This window comes from Tetzosporium hominis, from assembly GCF_002265435.1.
GTDB lineage: Bacteria > Bacillota > Bacilli > Bacillales_A > Planococcaceae > Chryseomicrobium > Chryseomicrobium hominis.
The window spans coordinates 200,108-214,965 of sequence record NZ_NOKQ01000220.1; the positions used below are offsets into that span (position 1 = coordinate 200,108).

At 46.0% G+C, this 14,858-nt stretch carries 19 protein-coding genes and 1 pseudogene; 12 read left to right on the forward strand and 8 right to left on the reverse strand.

Annotated features, from left to right (window positions below; all coding sequences use genetic code 11):
* Nucleotides 1–10: 10 nt before the first annotated feature.
* The 5 genes from CF394_RS10615 to CF394_RS10635 form a co-directional block, all read right to left on the reverse strand.
* Complete coding sequence (locus CF394_RS10615; RefSeq protein ID WP_094943547.1) at nt 11–1,357, reverse strand: YjiH family protein; 1,347 nt, start codon at nt 1,355–1,357, stop codon at nt 11–13.
* A gap of 329 nt (nt 1,358–1,686) precedes the next feature.
* Complete coding sequence (bshB2, locus tag CF394_RS10620) at nt 1,687–2,376, reverse strand: bacillithiol biosynthesis deacetylase BshB2 (RefSeq protein ID WP_094943548.1); 690 nt, start codon at nt 2,374–2,376, stop codon at nt 1,687–1,689.
* A gap of 13 nt (nt 2,377–2,389) precedes the next feature.
* Nucleotides 2,390–2,740 carry a YojF family protein gene (locus tag CF394_RS10625; RefSeq protein WP_094943550.1) on the reverse strand — a complete coding sequence of 117 codons (351 nt, stop codon included), beginning with the start codon at nt 2,738–2,740 and terminating at the stop codon, nt 2,390–2,392.
* 57 nt (nt 2,741–2,797) lie between these two features.
* Complete coding sequence (thiD, locus tag CF394_RS10630) at nt 2,798–3,631, reverse strand: bifunctional hydroxymethylpyrimidine kinase/phosphomethylpyrimidine kinase (RefSeq protein WP_094943551.1); 834 nt, start codon at nt 3,629–3,631, stop codon at nt 2,798–2,800.
* A 63-nt stretch (nt 3,632–3,694) separates the two neighbouring features.
* Entirely contained in the window at nt 3,695–3,955 is a 261-nt protein-coding gene (locus CF394_RS10635) for a hypothetical protein (protein WP_094943553.1), read from the reverse strand.
* A 97-nt stretch (nt 3,956–4,052) separates the two neighbouring features.
* Between CF394_RS10635 and CF394_RS10640 the strand changes: the two genes are divergently transcribed.
* Genes CF394_RS10640 through CF394_RS10655 form a run of 4 tightly spaced genes read left to right on the forward strand, consistent with a single transcriptional unit; the run spans nt 4,053 to nt 6,143 of the window.
* Nucleotides 4,053–4,769, forward strand: coding sequence for a DUF4230 domain-containing protein (locus tag CF394_RS10640; RefSeq protein WP_094943554.1), 717 nt, complete (start codon nt 4,053–4,055; stop codon nt 4,767–4,769).
* 4 nt (nt 4,770–4,773) lie between these two features.
* Complete coding sequence (locus CF394_RS10645) at nt 4,774–5,424, forward strand: uracil-DNA glycosylase (RefSeq protein ID WP_094943556.1); 651 nt, start codon at nt 4,774–4,776, stop codon at nt 5,422–5,424.
* 38 nt (nt 5,425–5,462) lie between these two features.
* A complete protein-coding gene (locus CF394_RS10650; protein WP_094943557.1) occupies nt 5,463–5,744 on the forward strand; it encodes a YwdI family protein in 282 nt (93 codons plus the stop codon).
* An 18-nt stretch (nt 5,745–5,762) separates the two neighbouring features.
* Nucleotides 5,763–6,143, forward strand: a complete 381-nt coding sequence (locus tag CF394_RS10655) for a DUF423 domain-containing protein (RefSeq protein WP_094943559.1) — start codon at nt 5,763–5,765, stop codon at nt 6,141–6,143.
* Between the two features lie 216 nt (nt 6,144–6,359).
* Here the strand turns inward: CF394_RS10655 and hemQ are convergent, their stop codons facing one another.
* Nucleotides 6,360–7,109, reverse strand: coding sequence for a hydrogen peroxide-dependent heme synthase (gene hemQ / locus CF394_RS10660; RefSeq protein ID WP_094943560.1), 750 nt, complete (start codon nt 7,107–7,109; stop codon nt 6,360–6,362).
* Between the two features lie 142 nt (nt 7,110–7,251).
* Between hemQ and pta the strand changes: the two genes are divergently transcribed.
* The gene (gene pta / locus CF394_RS10665; protein WP_094943562.1) at nt 7,252–8,199 is read left to right on the forward strand and encodes a phosphate acetyltransferase; all 948 of its coding nucleotides are present in this window, start codon (nt 7,252–7,254) and stop codon (nt 8,197–8,199) included.
* Between the two features lie 29 nt (nt 8,200–8,228).
* Nucleotides 8,229–9,062: an octanoyl-[GcvH]:protein N-octanoyltransferase gene (lipL, locus tag CF394_RS10670; protein ID WP_094943563.1), complete on the forward strand. Its 834-nt coding sequence runs from the start codon at nt 8,229–8,231 to the stop codon at nt 9,060–9,062.
* Nucleotides 9,063–9,069: 7 nt separating this feature from the next.
* On the opposite strand, the pseudogene CF394_RS10675 reads toward lipL, so the two are convergent.
* Nucleotides 9,070–9,309: pseudogene (locus tag CF394_RS10675) on the reverse strand (RsfA family transcriptional regulator); the annotation flags it as partial.
* A gap of 146 nt (nt 9,310–9,455) precedes the next feature.
* Here CF394_RS10675 and CF394_RS10680 point away from each other — a divergent pair.
* The 3 genes from CF394_RS10680 (at nt 9,456) to CF394_RS10690 (ending at nt 11,673) form a co-directional block, all read left to right on the forward strand.
* Entirely contained in the window at nt 9,456–9,704 is a 249-nt protein-coding gene (locus CF394_RS10680; RefSeq protein WP_094943566.1) for a YuzB family protein, read from the forward strand.
* A gap of 161 nt (nt 9,705–9,865) precedes the next feature.
* Nucleotides 9,866–11,167: an HD domain-containing protein gene (locus CF394_RS10685; protein ID WP_094943568.1), complete on the forward strand. Its 1,302-nt coding sequence runs from the start codon at nt 9,866–9,868 to the stop codon at nt 11,165–11,167.
* A gap of 2 nt (nt 11,168–11,169) precedes the next feature.
* Nucleotides 11,170–11,673, forward strand: a complete 504-nt coding sequence (locus CF394_RS10690) for a YwgA family protein (RefSeq protein ID WP_094943569.1) — start codon at nt 11,170–11,172, stop codon at nt 11,671–11,673.
* A 61-nt stretch (nt 11,674–11,734) separates the two neighbouring features.
* On the opposite strand, the gene thmT is transcribed toward CF394_RS10690, so the two are convergent.
* A complete protein-coding gene (thmT, locus tag CF394_RS10695) occupies nt 11,735–11,920 on the reverse strand; it encodes a 2-hydroxymuconate tautomerase (RefSeq protein ID WP_094943571.1) in 186 nt (61 codons plus the stop codon).
* A 72-nt stretch (nt 11,921–11,992) separates the two neighbouring features.
* Here thmT and CF394_RS10700 point away from each other — a divergent pair, with 72 nt between their 5' ends.
* The 3 genes from CF394_RS10700 to speB all read left to right on the forward strand — a co-directional run bounded on the left by CF394_RS10700 (nt 11,993) and on the right by speB (nt 14,619).
* A complete protein-coding gene (locus CF394_RS10700; protein WP_094943572.1) occupies nt 11,993–12,514 on the forward strand; it encodes a YwhD family protein in 522 nt (173 codons plus the stop codon).
* Between the two features lie 397 nt (nt 12,515–12,911).
* Nucleotides 12,912–13,745 (forward strand): polyamine aminopropyltransferase, encoded by an 834-nt coding sequence (gene speE, locus CF394_RS10705; RefSeq protein ID WP_094943574.1) that lies wholly within the window; start codon nt 12,912–12,914, stop codon nt 13,743–13,745.
* A 1-nt stretch (nt 13,746) separates the two neighbouring features.
* A complete protein-coding gene (gene speB / locus CF394_RS10710) occupies nt 13,747–14,619 on the forward strand; it encodes an agmatinase (RefSeq protein WP_094943575.1) in 873 nt (290 codons plus the stop codon).
* Nucleotides 14,620–14,858: the final 239 nt, after the last annotated feature.

A 14,858-nucleotide genomic window follows, 5' to 3' on the forward strand; every position in this document is an offset into this window, starting at 1 on the left:
TTGTTAGCTATTAAAATAAAATGTGCGCAACAACCGCAATGATTGGGAACGCGATGATTGTACGAAGTAAGAAGATGATCAGTAAGTCTTTGAAATTTACAGGAATCTTCGAACCAAGTAACAAGCCACCGACTTCTGACATGTAGATCAACTGAGTGACAGACATTGTCGCGATGAAGAAACGAGTCATTTCCGATTCGATACCTGCACCTAAAATCGCTGGTAAGAACATATCTGCGAAACCGACGACCATCGTCGCTGCTGCTTCAGATGCTTCAGGCATACCTGTTAGCATAAGAAGTGGCTCAAACGGTTTTCCTAAAATCGTAAAAAATGGTGTAAACTCAGCTAGCATCAATGCCGTCGTACCGAAGGCAAGGACGACAGGTGCCACACCAATGTACATATCAATGACCGTACGAATTCCGTCTTTAAAGAATTTAGAGATAGAACGGTTGGCATCTGCTTTCTTTAAAGCATTTTCAAGACCATAAGAAACTACAGAGTGATGGTCTGGTAATTCTTCACGGCTTAAATCAAGTGGTTGCCCATCTACATATTCTTCTGGTTTTCCACGAAGAGGGTAGATACGAGGCATGATCAAAGCAAGAACGACTCCAGCGAAGATTACAGTCGCATAGAATGGCAAGAAGTAGCTGCCAAGACCGATTTCTTCGATGACGACGATACTAAATGTAATAGACACGACAGAAAACGTAGTTCCGATGATAGCGGCTTCTTTCTTCGTATAGAAACCTTCTTCGTATTGACGAGCTGTTAATAATACTCCGATTGTGCCGTCACCGACCCAAGAAGTCACGGCATCAACTGCTGAGCGACCAGGTAAGCGGAACAATGGACGCATAACGTTTACAAGCAGCGCACCGAAGAATTCAAGTAAACCGAAGTTTAAAAGCAATGGTAAGAAAAGACCTGCGAACAAGAAAATCGTGAACAAGAAGGATACAAGACCTTCAGTTGGCTCAAGTAAGAAACCACCCGTGATATCGCTCCAAACCACTTCTGGTCCCACTTGGAAGATAATCATAATAGCGTAAACAAGAGCTACTAAGCGGACTACAAGCCAAAATGGTGTCACTTTAAATAGACTTGCACCAAAAGAATCGTCTTTTGGTCGCGCGATGTAAAGCAACGAACCGATTGCTGCGATGGCAACGGTGATCAAAGCAATCCACTGAATGACAGGCGCCAAGAAACCAGCCAGGATGTTAGCAAGTGACGCGATCGGCACGCGCATGACGTCTCCGTCAGGAAGGGGAATCATAAATAGTACTACACCCACGATGGAAGGGATTAAAAATAACAACCATGTGGAAAGAGAAAATTTCTTTTTCATGGGAAGTCTCCTTTATGTACAAAAATACGGCGAAACCGTGAACTTATCATACGAAAAGCGCTTACAAATGTCTATGTAAGATACTGGAACGAAGCCGGAAAACTACTGATTTTATAGGAAAAATGGCGAAAAATTTACTTTATGTTAGTAAAATAGAACTATTTTGTCTATTCGAACTATTCAATTTATATACATACTTTATAGCGCTAAAGTGCATAATATTGAATGAATATACAGAATTTTTGAATATAGTTCAGACGCCGAATGAAATCGAAAAAAATCTCAAAAAAATAAAAGATGCCTGCCAGTGGCAAGCATCTGATCAGGTCTTACTGATACTTACTAGTTTCAACATCGTAAATGTAAAAACGCTCGAAGTGGAGCCAATTCTCTGCTTCTGGTTCCCCGTCAGCCAAGCGCTTTTCCATTTCTTCTAACATCCAAGCCGTTTGTGAGATGTGCGCACGCATAGCGCCCATCTTTTGTTCGCGAGCTTCTGTGATGTCGTGGATGACGTGTGGCTCGCCCAAATCGTCTTTCGTTGCGTTTGAAAATGCTACTGCGTAGATTTTCGGACGCTGTTCTTGTGGCATGCGGTACACAGCACGTGACACGGCACGAGCTGTCGCTTCGTGGTCCGGGTGAACCGAATAGTCCGGATAGAACGTGATGATCAAAGAAGGCTTCACATCGTCAATCAAATCTTGAACGAGCTGTACCATCTTATTGTCATCTTCGAATTCAATCGTCTTGTCGCGCAGACCCATCATACGAAGGTCTTTCAAGCCCATAGCGTCTGCTGAAGCTTGAAGTTCCTTTTTGCGAATCTGAGGCAAGGACTCACGAGTTGCAAAAGGGGGATTCCCCAGATTGCGGCCCATCTCGCCTAGAGTCAAGCAAGCGTAAGTTACGGGTGTACCTTGTTTAATATACGTTGAAATGGTGCCTGAGACACCAAATGCTTCGTCATCTGGGTGTGGGAAGATGACGAGGACAGCTTCTTCGTGTGGAATAGTCATTTCATCTTCCTCCTTAATAAGCGAATGGCGTGCGGCTGATCTGCAATGCGACCGCAAGCTTTCCACTAAAATCATGACCTGCCATTAACAGACGGTCATGTTCATCGATTTCAAAATGGGTGATTCCTTGTGCGTAGACCCAGCCGTTTGGCAGCTTGAGGCCGACACGGTGAGGAGAGTCGCCCACCACTTTCGCTAGTTCGTAGCGGAGCTGGACGTTCCGAATAAAGGCGCCGGCATTGAAGACTTCTTCGTTAAAATGGTTCGCATAAGCGCCATTTGTTGTTTCTAGATGGATAAAGACATCTTCTCCGGCAAAGCGGTCGAGATGCTGTTGTAAGATTGTGGGTTGTACAGTTTCCATGGGAGACCTCCTTATGCATTCGATAGAAAAAGCCTGCTGCTGCAGGCTCTAGTGTAATTAAACTTGAGTTGTTGTTACTTCTGGTGCACCGTGAATGCTTTTCGCACCGTGAAGAACTGGCCCTACGTACTCGTTCAGTTTCCAACCATTTTTAATAGCAGCTGAGACGAACTCTTTTGCTTCAAATACGGCATCTTCTACAGACATGCCATTTGCCAAGTTCGCTGTAATAGAAGCAGCGAATGTACATCCAGCACCGTGGTTGTAAGTCGTTGGTGTTTTTTCTGTTTCAAGAAGAGTGAAAGTCTCGCCGTTAAAGAACAAGTCAACAGCCTTCTCGTGTTTCAACTGTTTACCGCCTTTAATGATGACGTTCTTCGCGCCTAACTCATGAATCTTTTGAGCAGCAGCTTTCATGTCTTCGATTGTCTTCAAAGCGCCAAGGCCAGAAAGTTGACCAGCTTCGAACAAGTTCGGTGTCACGACTTTAGCGTGTGGTAACAAGTACTCGATCATCGCGCCGACAGTACCTGGGTTCAATACTTCGTCTTCACCTTTACATACCATTACCGGGTCGATGACGACGTTCTCAACGCCAGCTTGTTGAATCGCATTCCCTGCGATTTCAATGATTTCTTCTGTGCTCAACATTCCCGTCTTGATCGCGTCTACTCCTGTAGAAAGAGCCGTCTTGATCTGAGACTTCAACACATCAGTTGGAAGTGAGTATACGCCGTGGCTCCAGCCGTTGTCTGGGTCCATTGTAACGACTACAGTAAGAGCCGTCATACCGTACGTGCCATGTTCTTGGAATGCTTTCAAGTCCGCTTGGATTCCTGCACCACCTGAAGTATCGGATCCTGCAATTGTAAGAGTTTTCTTGATAGCCATGCTAGTTCCCCCAATTTCCTAAATTTCTATGTTTCATTGTATCAGACTCTCACCGAATTTCCATTAAGGAAGCTTCGGCGCCCGGTAGACATTCCAGACGATAAAAGCTAGCCCTATACCGATAACGGTGAGGAAGATAGCCGTTCCGTAACTAGAACCGATGGCGGCAAGTACAGCAAGCGTTAGCAACCCTACAATCAATAGAAGGGCAAATGCGAAGACTATTAAAACGCCAACTCGCTTGGCTTTCTCAGGCACTTGATCACTAGTAGTCGCAGCCTTTTCTACTTGACGAAGTTTCTCTCGAAATCGTAAATCTGACATAATTTCACCTCTCTTGCCATCCTATCACGCCAATAATAGATGTACCAGTTAGGAAAATTTGTTAAAGTAAAAGAAAAATGTGGAAAGAGATGAGATTATGTCGAAAGAGAAAGAAAACTCTAAAGGACGCTTAACTAGAAGTAAAAAAGATGAGACTGCCGCTACATATGCAGAACCAACTCGTCACAGGAGTTTTACACTCCCAGGGAATGCTTTGAAATGGCTTGCTTTTGCTCTAGTTTTGGTATCAATTGCTTTTATTTTAAGTAAGACTAACGAGCTGATGAACTTTTCATTAGGAAGCAAAAGCTTTGAACAAAAGGCTGCTTTCGTGGAACGCCTACAGGAAAAAGAAGATTTGGTCACTGCTGAGGCTTATTTAAAGTCTGTTATTGAAAAAGAAGATTATAAAACTTTATTTTCAGATATAAAGATACCAGGTACAAGTCGTCAAATTCTCATCATTTTCCCTGGAAAAGTACAAGCTGGTATTGATTTCTCGGATATCTCAGAAAATGATATAGAAATAAATGAAGAAGAGAAAACTGCCAATCTTAAGGTTCCTAAACCAAAAGTTTTGGGAGAACCAACTTTGTTTATGGAACAAGTTCAAGCCTTATCCTATGAAGGGCTATTAAGTGACAAACTTGATTTATCCGAAGCGTATGATTTAGCTGCTGAAGCGCAAGAGTTAATGTTAGAGGAAGCTAAAACTCAAGGATTACTTGAATTAGCCGAAACCAACGCCGAGAAAGTCTTGCAAGATATGTTCCAACTAGTAGAGTACGAGGTCACAATCGAATTCGAGGAGTGAGTGGATGCCGAAATGGAAAGAAGTACTCGCAGATGAATGGGAAGCTCCGTATTTTCTGTTCTTAAAAGAGCGATTAGAGGAAGAATATAAACAGAAGACCATTTTTCCGAAGTGGGATGATGTATTAAATGCCTTGAAATACACTCCATTCGATGATGTTCGCGTAGTTATTCTCGGGCAAGATCCGTATCACGGTCCCGGTCAAGCACACGGTCTGAGCTTTTCCGTTCAACCCGGTACGCCGCTGCCACCATCCCTTCGCAACATGTATAAGGAGTTACAAGCGGATCTTGGTTGCAAACGAAATACAGGAGATCTTCGCAGTTGGGCGGCTCAAGGTGTGTTACTTCTCAACACGGTACTGACGGTCGAACAGGGCAATGCCCATTCGCATAAAGGCTGGGGCTGGGAAGAGTTCACGGACGCCGTAATACGTGCCGTCTCCGATAAAGACGAACCTGTCATCTTCGTGTTATGGGGACGACCTGCCCAAACAAAGAAGGCGCTAATTGACACCGACAAGCACGTGATTATCGAATCGGTGCACCCAAGTCCATTGAGTGCTTCTCGAGGCTTCTTTGGAAGCAAACCGTATTCGAAAATCAATCAGCAACTAGAAGGATGGGGACAGTCCCCAATTGATTTTTGCCGGTAACTGCGCTAGCATGAAACGGTGAAAAGGAGTCGACAGACATGATCAGTTATCAACAAGTAGCAGCACAAATTCAAACGTATACACAGCGACTCCAAGTGGCGACAAGTGACGCAGAGCGACGCGAGTGTTTTGCGGCTATTAAAGCGCTTTGTGATGTAGGATTGGCGACTGGGCCGACACCTTCGCAGAGTGTAGCGACGTCACAACCTGTCCAAGCAGTTCCTGCGCAAGTGAACGCACCAGTCACACCAAGTGTCCCGTTAAGCGGCAAACGCTTTGAAGAAGACGACGCCAACGGAGATTCGTTGTTTGATTTTTAATAGAAAGAAGGAATTGTAGTGAAGTTGTTTTTAATCGCAGGAGCCATTAATGGCTTTTTATCAGTAGCATTAGGAGCCTTTGGGGCGCATGCACTGAAAGAACGTCTATCCGAGAAGTATCTCGCTATTTGGGAAACGGCGGTTCAGTATCAGATGTTCCACGCGGTCGCATTGATTGCGATTGCTATCTTGATGCACCCGAACTTGCTGGGAACAAGCGGTGCCTTATCGACGGCAGGCTATGCCATTTTAGTTGGAATTATTATTTTCTCAGGCAGTCTTTTCGCGCTCGCGCTTAGCGGCGTTGGGATCTTGGGTGCCATCACACCAATCGGTGGCGTAGCGTTTTTAGTAGGCTGGGTAATGCTAATCGTAGCAGTTGCCAAATCTTCTTTATAAAACCATGAGAAGTTGGGTAGTAATTGAATTTAGGAACAAAAAGTAGTTGGATCAACATAATTAAAAAAAGTGTAGGGGTGACTCCAGCGGGATTAAAAGCGGAAGCTGAGACCGAGGCTCAGCCCGCGCCCGCGGAACGCTTCCCCTACACTTCATAGAACATAAAGATAGGGAGTTCCTCAATTAGTATGAGAAACTCCCTTTTAGTATATCTAATTAAACTTGAAAGAATTCTTTGCGTTTGTCGCTGTCTAGGTATGTTCCTACGAAGAACGAACCGAACTCGCCATAACGTGCACTTACTTCATCAAAACGCATTTCATATACTAGCTTCTTGAACTGAAGGACGTCGTCCGAGAACAATGTTACACCCCACTCGAAATCGTCAAAACCGATTGAGCCAGAGATGATTTGTTTCACCTTACCAGCATAACCGCGGCCGATCATTCCGTGGCTGCGCATCATTGTTTTGCGATCGTCCATAGAAAGCATGTACCAGTTGTCGTCTCCTTGACGGCGCTTGTCCATCGGGTAGAAGCAGACATACTGCGTGCGTGGTAACTCTGGGTATAGACGTGCACGAACATGTGGGTTTTGGTATGGATCTTCGTTTGATTCGCCTGCTAGGTAGTTCGATAATTCTACTACAGAAACGTACGAATAAGCAGGAATCGTGAATTCTGCAATCGTCAATTTGTTGAAGCGGTTTTCGATTGCGTTCAACTCATCCATAGTAGGACGTAGCGTCATAAGCATGAAGTCTGCTTTTTGACCCACAACTGTATAGAAAGCATGTGCGCCTTCTTTTGCATCGTCCACTTGTTGCATCTCGTCTAAGAACGCTAAAAACTCTTCTGTAGCCGCTTGGCGCTCTTCAGCCGGTAGTTGTTTCCATGAGGACCAGTCCATTGTGCGGAAATCATGCAATACGTACCAGCCATCTAATGTAATTGCTGCTTCGTTCATATCTAAACACTCCTTTAGTACTTCTCAACATTCTCAGTTTACCATATGTCTTGCCGCCCTTTCTATCCTAGCGATGACAAGGCATGACAAACTGTGGCAAAATCATGTATTCTTGCAGTAGTAGAGCGGAGGAGGAAACCCTATGACGCATTTTATTGATCAAATTAAAGACACCTTAAAATCATATAATCAGACCATCGTACTACCTGAAGGTGACGACCCTCGTATTCAAGAAGCAGCCATTCGTCTTCACGAAGAAGGCATCATCACGCCAATAGTCATTGGCGATGCACCAGAACTTGCTGCACGTGGAATTCAAGTCATCCATCCAGAAACGTACGAACAGTTAGATGAACTGGTCGAAGCGTTCGTGGAACGTCGAAAAGGGAAGACGACAGAAGAGCAGGCCCGCGAGTTATTGAAGCAAGTCAATTACTTTGGTACGCTACTTGTCTATACAGGAAAAGCACATGGCCTTGTAAGTGGTGCCGCCCACACGACAGCAGATACCGTTCGTCCAGCTTTACAGATCATCAAGACGAAGCCAGGCATCAATAAGACAAGCGGAGCGTTCATCATGGTAAAAGATGACGTGCGTTACGTGTTCGCAGATTGTGCTATCACGATTGCACCGACAAGCGAAGATTTAGCAGAGATTGCAGTCGAAGGAGCTAAGACGGCGAAGGCTTTTGGAATCGATCCGAAAGTTGCGTTGTTGTCGTTCTCCACAAAAGGTTCTGCGGTATCCCCAGAAACAGAGAAAGTATCAGCAGCCTTAGCTTTAGTGAAAGAAAAAGCACCTGACTTGTCAGTAGACGGCGAGCTCCAGTTCGATGCGAGTCTTGTTCCTGCGATTGCGGCCAAGAAAGCACCAGGTTCGGAAGTTGCCGGTCAAGCGAACGTCTTCGTGTTCCCTTCACTTGAAGCAGGAAACATCGGCTACAAGATTGCCGAGCGCCTTGGTGGATTCGAAGCCATCGGGCCAATCCTACAAGGGTTGAACCAACCGGTGAACGACCTGTCCCGCGGCTGTTCTGCAGAAGACGTCTATAAATTAAGTTATTTAACCGCTGCACAAAGTCTGCAGTAGAATCGATATGGAAAGAAAGTAGTTGCCCCATGAAACTTTTACAACGCCCATTGTGGCGCTTTTGGGACGAGTCGCTCAGTGCGCAGTCCCGTTCAGCTTTAGAATCGTTTGCCGCTGATGATACGTTGTGTCACGCCGTTGGCCAGCAGTTGTCCCCGCCGACGCTTCGGACATGGGTACATCGCCAGACCGTTGTGCTCGGTATTCAAGACCACCGTCTCCCGTACTTAGAAGACGGTATGGAGTATTTGCGAACACAAGGCTTCACACCCATCGTGCGAAACTCAGGAGGCCTTGCGGTTGTGCTTGATGATGGCGTGCTGAATCTGTCACTCGTTTTTTCAGAGAATGAAGAGTCTATTGATATTCCAGCCGGCTACGAAGCGATGGTCGATTTTGTACGTTTGATTTTACCAGAAGTTGCGGATCAAATCGAAGCCTATGAAATTGTCGGTTCGTATTGTCCAGGAGATTACGACCTCAGTATCGACGGCAAAAAGTTCGCTGGCATCTCGCAGCGTCGCATCCGTCAAGGAATCGCCGTCCAGATCTATTTGTGCGTCGAAGGGAGCGGTCCAGCGAGAGCAGAACTTGTGCGCGAGTTCTACGAGCGAGGCTTGCAGGGCGAGCCAACGAAGTTCACCTATCCGGCCATACGTCCGGAAGTGATGGCGTCTTTAGTTGAGCTGACCGGCTTACCACTTACCGTCCAAGACCTCGTTGTGCGAAGCTATCAAGCCATTCAAGCGCTCGCTGACGATGTTCGGATCCAATCTCTTGCGCAAGATGAGATGGAGCTGTATACGTCGTATCTGACGCGAGTACTCGAGCGCAATCAGAAAATGCTATCTAAACCGCAATAGAGACTTTGCCGAGCAGTTTCAGTTTTTCTTTCCGGGCTTCTTTCGCTTCAGCGACTTGCTCATCGAACTCATGACGGACGACCGCGTTCCAGCGGAAACCGCAAGCAGCTGCCGTGCGCTTCATTTTGTTACCGGCTTCTTCGAAAGCGTTCAATTGGGTGCTGCCTTCTCGGATGTGGCGGAGTACGATGTCGGCAAGTAACAGGTCCGCTTCTTGTTGCCAAGCATCTTGACGTGGTTTACTCATTCAAATCCCTCTTTTCTCTTGTGTTCTAGTATCTAGCATAGGCAGATTTGAAGACTTTTATTCACAGAAATTTCGCTTGCTAGAAAACAAGGGCGTGCGCTACAATGACAACGAGTTCCACACTATCAAAGAAGGTTGTGAAGAGTATGGCAAACCATTTCCGCGTTTGTACTGAATGCGATGCCGTCCATCTCAAAACATTGCTTCCTAAATTAAAAGCCCTCGATCCGGAGGCTGAAATAGAAGTAAAAGAATGCCAATCCTACTGCGGACCTGGTCGGAAGAAGACGTTCACATTCGTCAACAATCGTCCCGTAGCCGCTTTGTCGGAAGAAGAACTGATGGAAAAAATCGTGGCCAAGCTAGAGTCCCAAGGGATGCTGCCGAACACTTAACAGTCTGACGGAGATTTTTTGTCAGGCTGTTTCTATTTTTTAAAGGGAAATGAGGCCTTGTTCACGAACAAATAGGGTATAGAAGAGCAGTGCGGAAGACCCTTTTTTTCAAAAAGAAACTTCCTTATACTGAGAGAACAGCATAGAAAGACGGTGAAAGCATGCTTCCGTATGCACAGCAAAAACTAGCAGAAGAAAAAGTGTTCAAAGATCCCGTACACCGTTACATACATATTCGTGACCAAGTCATCTGGGACGTTATTGGAGCGAAGGAATTTCAGCGTCTTCGTCGGATTCGTCAGCTCGGGACGACGTATCTCGTGTTCCACGGAGCCGAACATAGTCGCTTCAGCCACTCACTTGGAGTCTATGAAATCGTTCGCCGCATTATCGACAACAGCTTTGAAGGACGTCCGGAATGGGACCAATCGGAGCGTCTTGTCGTATTGTGTGCCGCGCTTCTTCATGACCTCGGGCACGGACCGTTCTCGCATGCATTTGAAAACGTCTTTCAGCTAGATCACGAGAATTTCACGCAAGCGATCTTGCTTGGTAATACCGAAGTACACGAGATTTTGAGCCGTGTCAGTGAGGACTTCCCTCAAAAAGTTGCAGACGTCATCGCCAAGACCTACCCAAACAAACAAGTCGTCAGCTTGATTTCAAGCCAGATCGATGCAGACCGCATGGATTATCTCCAGCGAGATGCTTATTTCACAGGGGTGAGCTATGGTCACTTCGACATGGAGCGGATCCTGCGCGTCATGCGACCACGAGAAGACCAAGTCGTCATCAAGTCAAGCGGGATGCACGCTGTAGAAGACTACATCATGAGTCGCTACCAGATGTACTGGCAAGTCTATTTTCACCCCGTCTCTCGCAGTGCAGAAGTAATTTTGACGAAAGCCCTGCACCGTGCGAAAAAGCTGAGTGAAGAAGGCTACGAGTTCGCACATGAACCGACGCATTTTAAGAGCTTTTTCGATGGCACGTTCACGCTCGAAGATTATGTATCGCTAGATGAAAGTGTCTTGCTCACGTATTTCCAGCTATGGACAAAAGAAGAGGATACGATTTTAGCAGACCTCTGTTCTCGGTTCATGTACCGCAAGTTGTTCCAGTACATTGAATTCGATCCAGCGAAAGATTTCATGAAGATGCGCGAACTGGAGCAGCTGTTCCGTGAAGCGGGAATCGACCCAGACTACTATCTCGTCTTCGATTCGTCGTCTGACTTACCCTATGACTTTTACCGTCCAGGAGAAGAAGGCGAACGGATTCCAATCCATTTGTTGATGCCTTCAGGCGAAATCAAAGAACTGTCACGCCAATCTGAAATCGTCGAAGCTGTCTCAGGTAAACGACGATCTGACCATAAGCTGTATTTTCCGGAAGAGCGCCTGCGCGGGAACACACCTGCTGAGCGCCGCATCCGAGACGTATTAGGACTGAAGGAGGTGTAACCATGCTACGTGACCATGCAAGTATCGTGCGCTTTGTCGCACAGGCACAAGGCATCACTGGACGTAAAAAACTTCAGAAGATGATGTACATCGCCAAAAAACTGGGCTATCCGGTTCATGAAAAATATGAGTTCCATATGTACGGCCCGTATTCCGAGGAACTGACGGCTCGCATTGAAGAACTGTGTACCATGGGCTTTTTATCAGAGCAAAAAGAAGATAAAGGGGCATACACACAGTACACCTATCAGACGACGCCTGAAAGCAGCGCCTTCATGGAGCTCGTTCCGCCACTTACTGACTCATTTTCCACATGCATTGAAGAGATGAAGCATAAATCATCTCGATTCTTAGAATTAGTGGCGACACTGTTTTACTTTGATGATTTGGAGCGAGACGCTCAGATTGACAAGGTACATATCGTGAAAGGGAAATTGAATTTCACGGACGAGGAATTTGAGGAAGCATTCGGTTTTATTGAAAGTCTTAAACAGAATAATTGCTAAAAAAACGTACCGGGTTCGGCCACAAGATGTGACGGAGCTCGGTACGTTTTGTGTTTAAAGATTATTGATCTGAAAGACGCTTTCCAGCTACCGCGTAGTGGTTTTTCGGCATCTCTTCGATGAACACGACCACTTTCTCAGCAGGGGCATCGACTGTTTCTGTAACGGCAGCTGTCACACGCTCAACAAGCGCGCGTTTCTGTTCGTCTGTGCGACCTTCTAACATTTTCACTGTCACGTATGGCATTTTTCTTCCTCCTTCCATCAGATGTTCGGTATACTAATAGCTATCGTACCATAGAGGAAGGAGCGAGGCGATATGTCAGAAGAACAGAAACCAAAACAAAAAATCGGCTTTACCATCATAAAAAATGATCCGACAGACGGCCACAAAGGCTACGGCATCGGATCGCTCTCATTAGAAAATGTTTCTCCCGTCATCATCGATGTGGAAGAAGGGGTAGCTCGCATCGAAGTCGGAGCTATGCACGCGCGAAGCGACACGGAGCGTGGGATCAAATTCACGACCAATCGTGAGGATTCGGAAGGTGGCAAACCCTACTGGCTAGTTTGGGTGACCATCGATCAGATGCCACAAGGCCCGTATTATGCAGGAATGGCTTCGTGCGAAATGGTCATTAACCGTGAAAAGCGCCGTGGCTACAAACTGTTAGCCGACCACGTCAACCGTATGGACAAGTCCATGAAGCGGAAATTCTTACTCGAAAACTTAGACGAGCGCTCGAAAACGATTTTGCGCGACTTCTTGATTTCTCATGACGAAGCGATGTGGGAAAGAAGTCCAGAAGAACTCAAACAAGCACTCACAAGTTCTGACTAAACTGTGACAATTTCAAATCCGGTTGAATTTCGGGCTTAAAGAAAGTAAAATGAAATTAAAGCTTACGTAACTGTAATGCTAGGACACGACGCTCTTTTACTAGTTTGCATACCCGTACACGCTCGTAAAAGCAGGCGTCACGACCCCAAATGGCCGGAAACCATTTGGGGTTTTTTATATTTTAGATGCGAAACAGGCTCGCTAGAACCAGTCTGCGAAACCGGGACTTTTGTTTCTTTCTACGGCGAAACTGCTCACGATTCATAGACGATTCCCTCCCTTTCCTCTAGTATGGAAAGGGAACAGGCAGATTAAACGAAAAACAGTTGCACTTTTTGAAAAAACCTGTATAGTTTGTCTGTATTTTAATTTTTTGAGGTTGAAAGGAGATAGATAAATGAGCGGAAACTGGTATACAGAAAAGCAAACCGAAAACTTCGGCATTACGATGAAGATAAATAAAACATTACACGTTGAACAGACAGAGTGGCAGTTCTTAGAGATGGCGGAAACAGCTGAGTGGGGCAACATGTTGTTCCTTGATGGCATGGTCATGACGTCTCAAAAAGACGAGTTTGTCTATCACGAGATGGTGGCGCACGTGCCATTATTCACACACCCGAACCCAGAAAACGTATTAGTCGTTGGTGGAGGAGACGGTGGGGTTATTCGTGAAGTGATGAAGCACCCAAAAGTCAAAAAAGCGACGTTAGTTGATATAGATGGAAAAGTAATCGAATACTCGAAAAAATACCTTCCTGAGATTGCTGGGGAACTCGACAACCCACGTGTAGAAGTCATCGTTGGTGACGGCTTCATGCACATCGCAAAATCAGAAAACGAATACGACGTCATCATGGTCGATTCTACAGAACCAATGGGCCCAGCTGTTGACCTGTTCACAAAAGGTTTCTATGCAGGGATCCACAAAGCACTTAAAGAAGACGGCTTGTTCGTAGCACAATCTGACAACCCGTGGTTCAAAGCGGACTTGATCAAGCAAGTACAGAGCGACGTGAAGGAAATCTTCCCGATCACAAAGCTATACACAGCGAACATCCCAACATATCCATCAGGTCTATGGTGCTTCACAATCGGTTCGAAGAAACACGATCCGCTTGCTGTGCCAGAAGAGCAGTTCCATGAAGTCGATACGAAGTACTACACGAAAGAGCTTCACAAAGCAGCTTTTGTACTACCGAAATTCGTGAAAGATCTTGCAGGTGAGTAACATGAGATTTGATGAAGCTTACAGCGGCAACGTCTTTATTAAAAGCAAACAAGATTACGAAAATGCACAAGCTGTGATCTACGGCATGCCGATGGACTGGACAGTAAGTTACCGTCCGGGTTCTCGTTTTGGCCCGCAGCGTATTCGCGAAGTGTCGATCGGTCTTGAAGAGTACAGCCCGTACCTGGACCGTGAGCTAGACGACGTGAACTACTTTGATGCAGGGGATATCCCACTTCCTTTTGGGAATGCGGAGAAGAGCCTGGAACTCATCGGTGGGTTCATCCGTCAACTGCTTCAAGACGGCAAAGTACCTGTCGGCATGGGCGGCGAGCATTTAGTATCTTGGCCGGTTATGAAAGAAGTAGCAGCGGTTCATAAGGACCTTGCTATCATTCACATGGATGCGCACACGGATCTTCGCGTGGAGTACGAAGGAGAGCCGTTATCTCACTCGACACCAATCCGAAAGATTGCCGAGCACATCGGACCGCACAACGTCTACTCATTCGGAATTCGTTCTGGAATGAAAGAAGAGTTCGAGTGGGCGAAAGAAAACGGCATGGAAATCGCGAAATTCGAAGTGTTGGAGCCACTGAAAAAGGTGCTACCGAAACTCGAAGGCCGTCCGGTTTACGTGACAATTGACATCGACGTTTTAGACCCAGCGCACGCGCCTGGAACAGGAACAGTAGACTGCGGCGGTATCACAAGCCGTGAGCTACTTGCTTCCATCCATGCGATTGCGAACTCTGGCGTCAACGTTGTCGGCTTCGACTTAGTGGAAGTCGCACCAATTTACGATTCATCAGAACAAACTGCCAACACCGCATCGAAACTAATTCGTGAGATGTTGTTGGGTTGGGTTAAGTAGTTTTAGATGTGAAAGACGTTCGCTCAGAAATGCTTCAAAAACCAGGCGCACCAATTGAGGCGTACTTTGCCTCGGTTGGGGTGAATGGTTTTTGAATGTATTTCTAACGCCTGCAACTCGATATAGTTTTAGATATGAGAGGAGCCCGTCCATGCGACAGGCTCTTTTTTCACAAACCACTATATCTTCACATTCCACACAATTTCTCGTATACTAAAAAGGTTATAGAAAAATTCAAC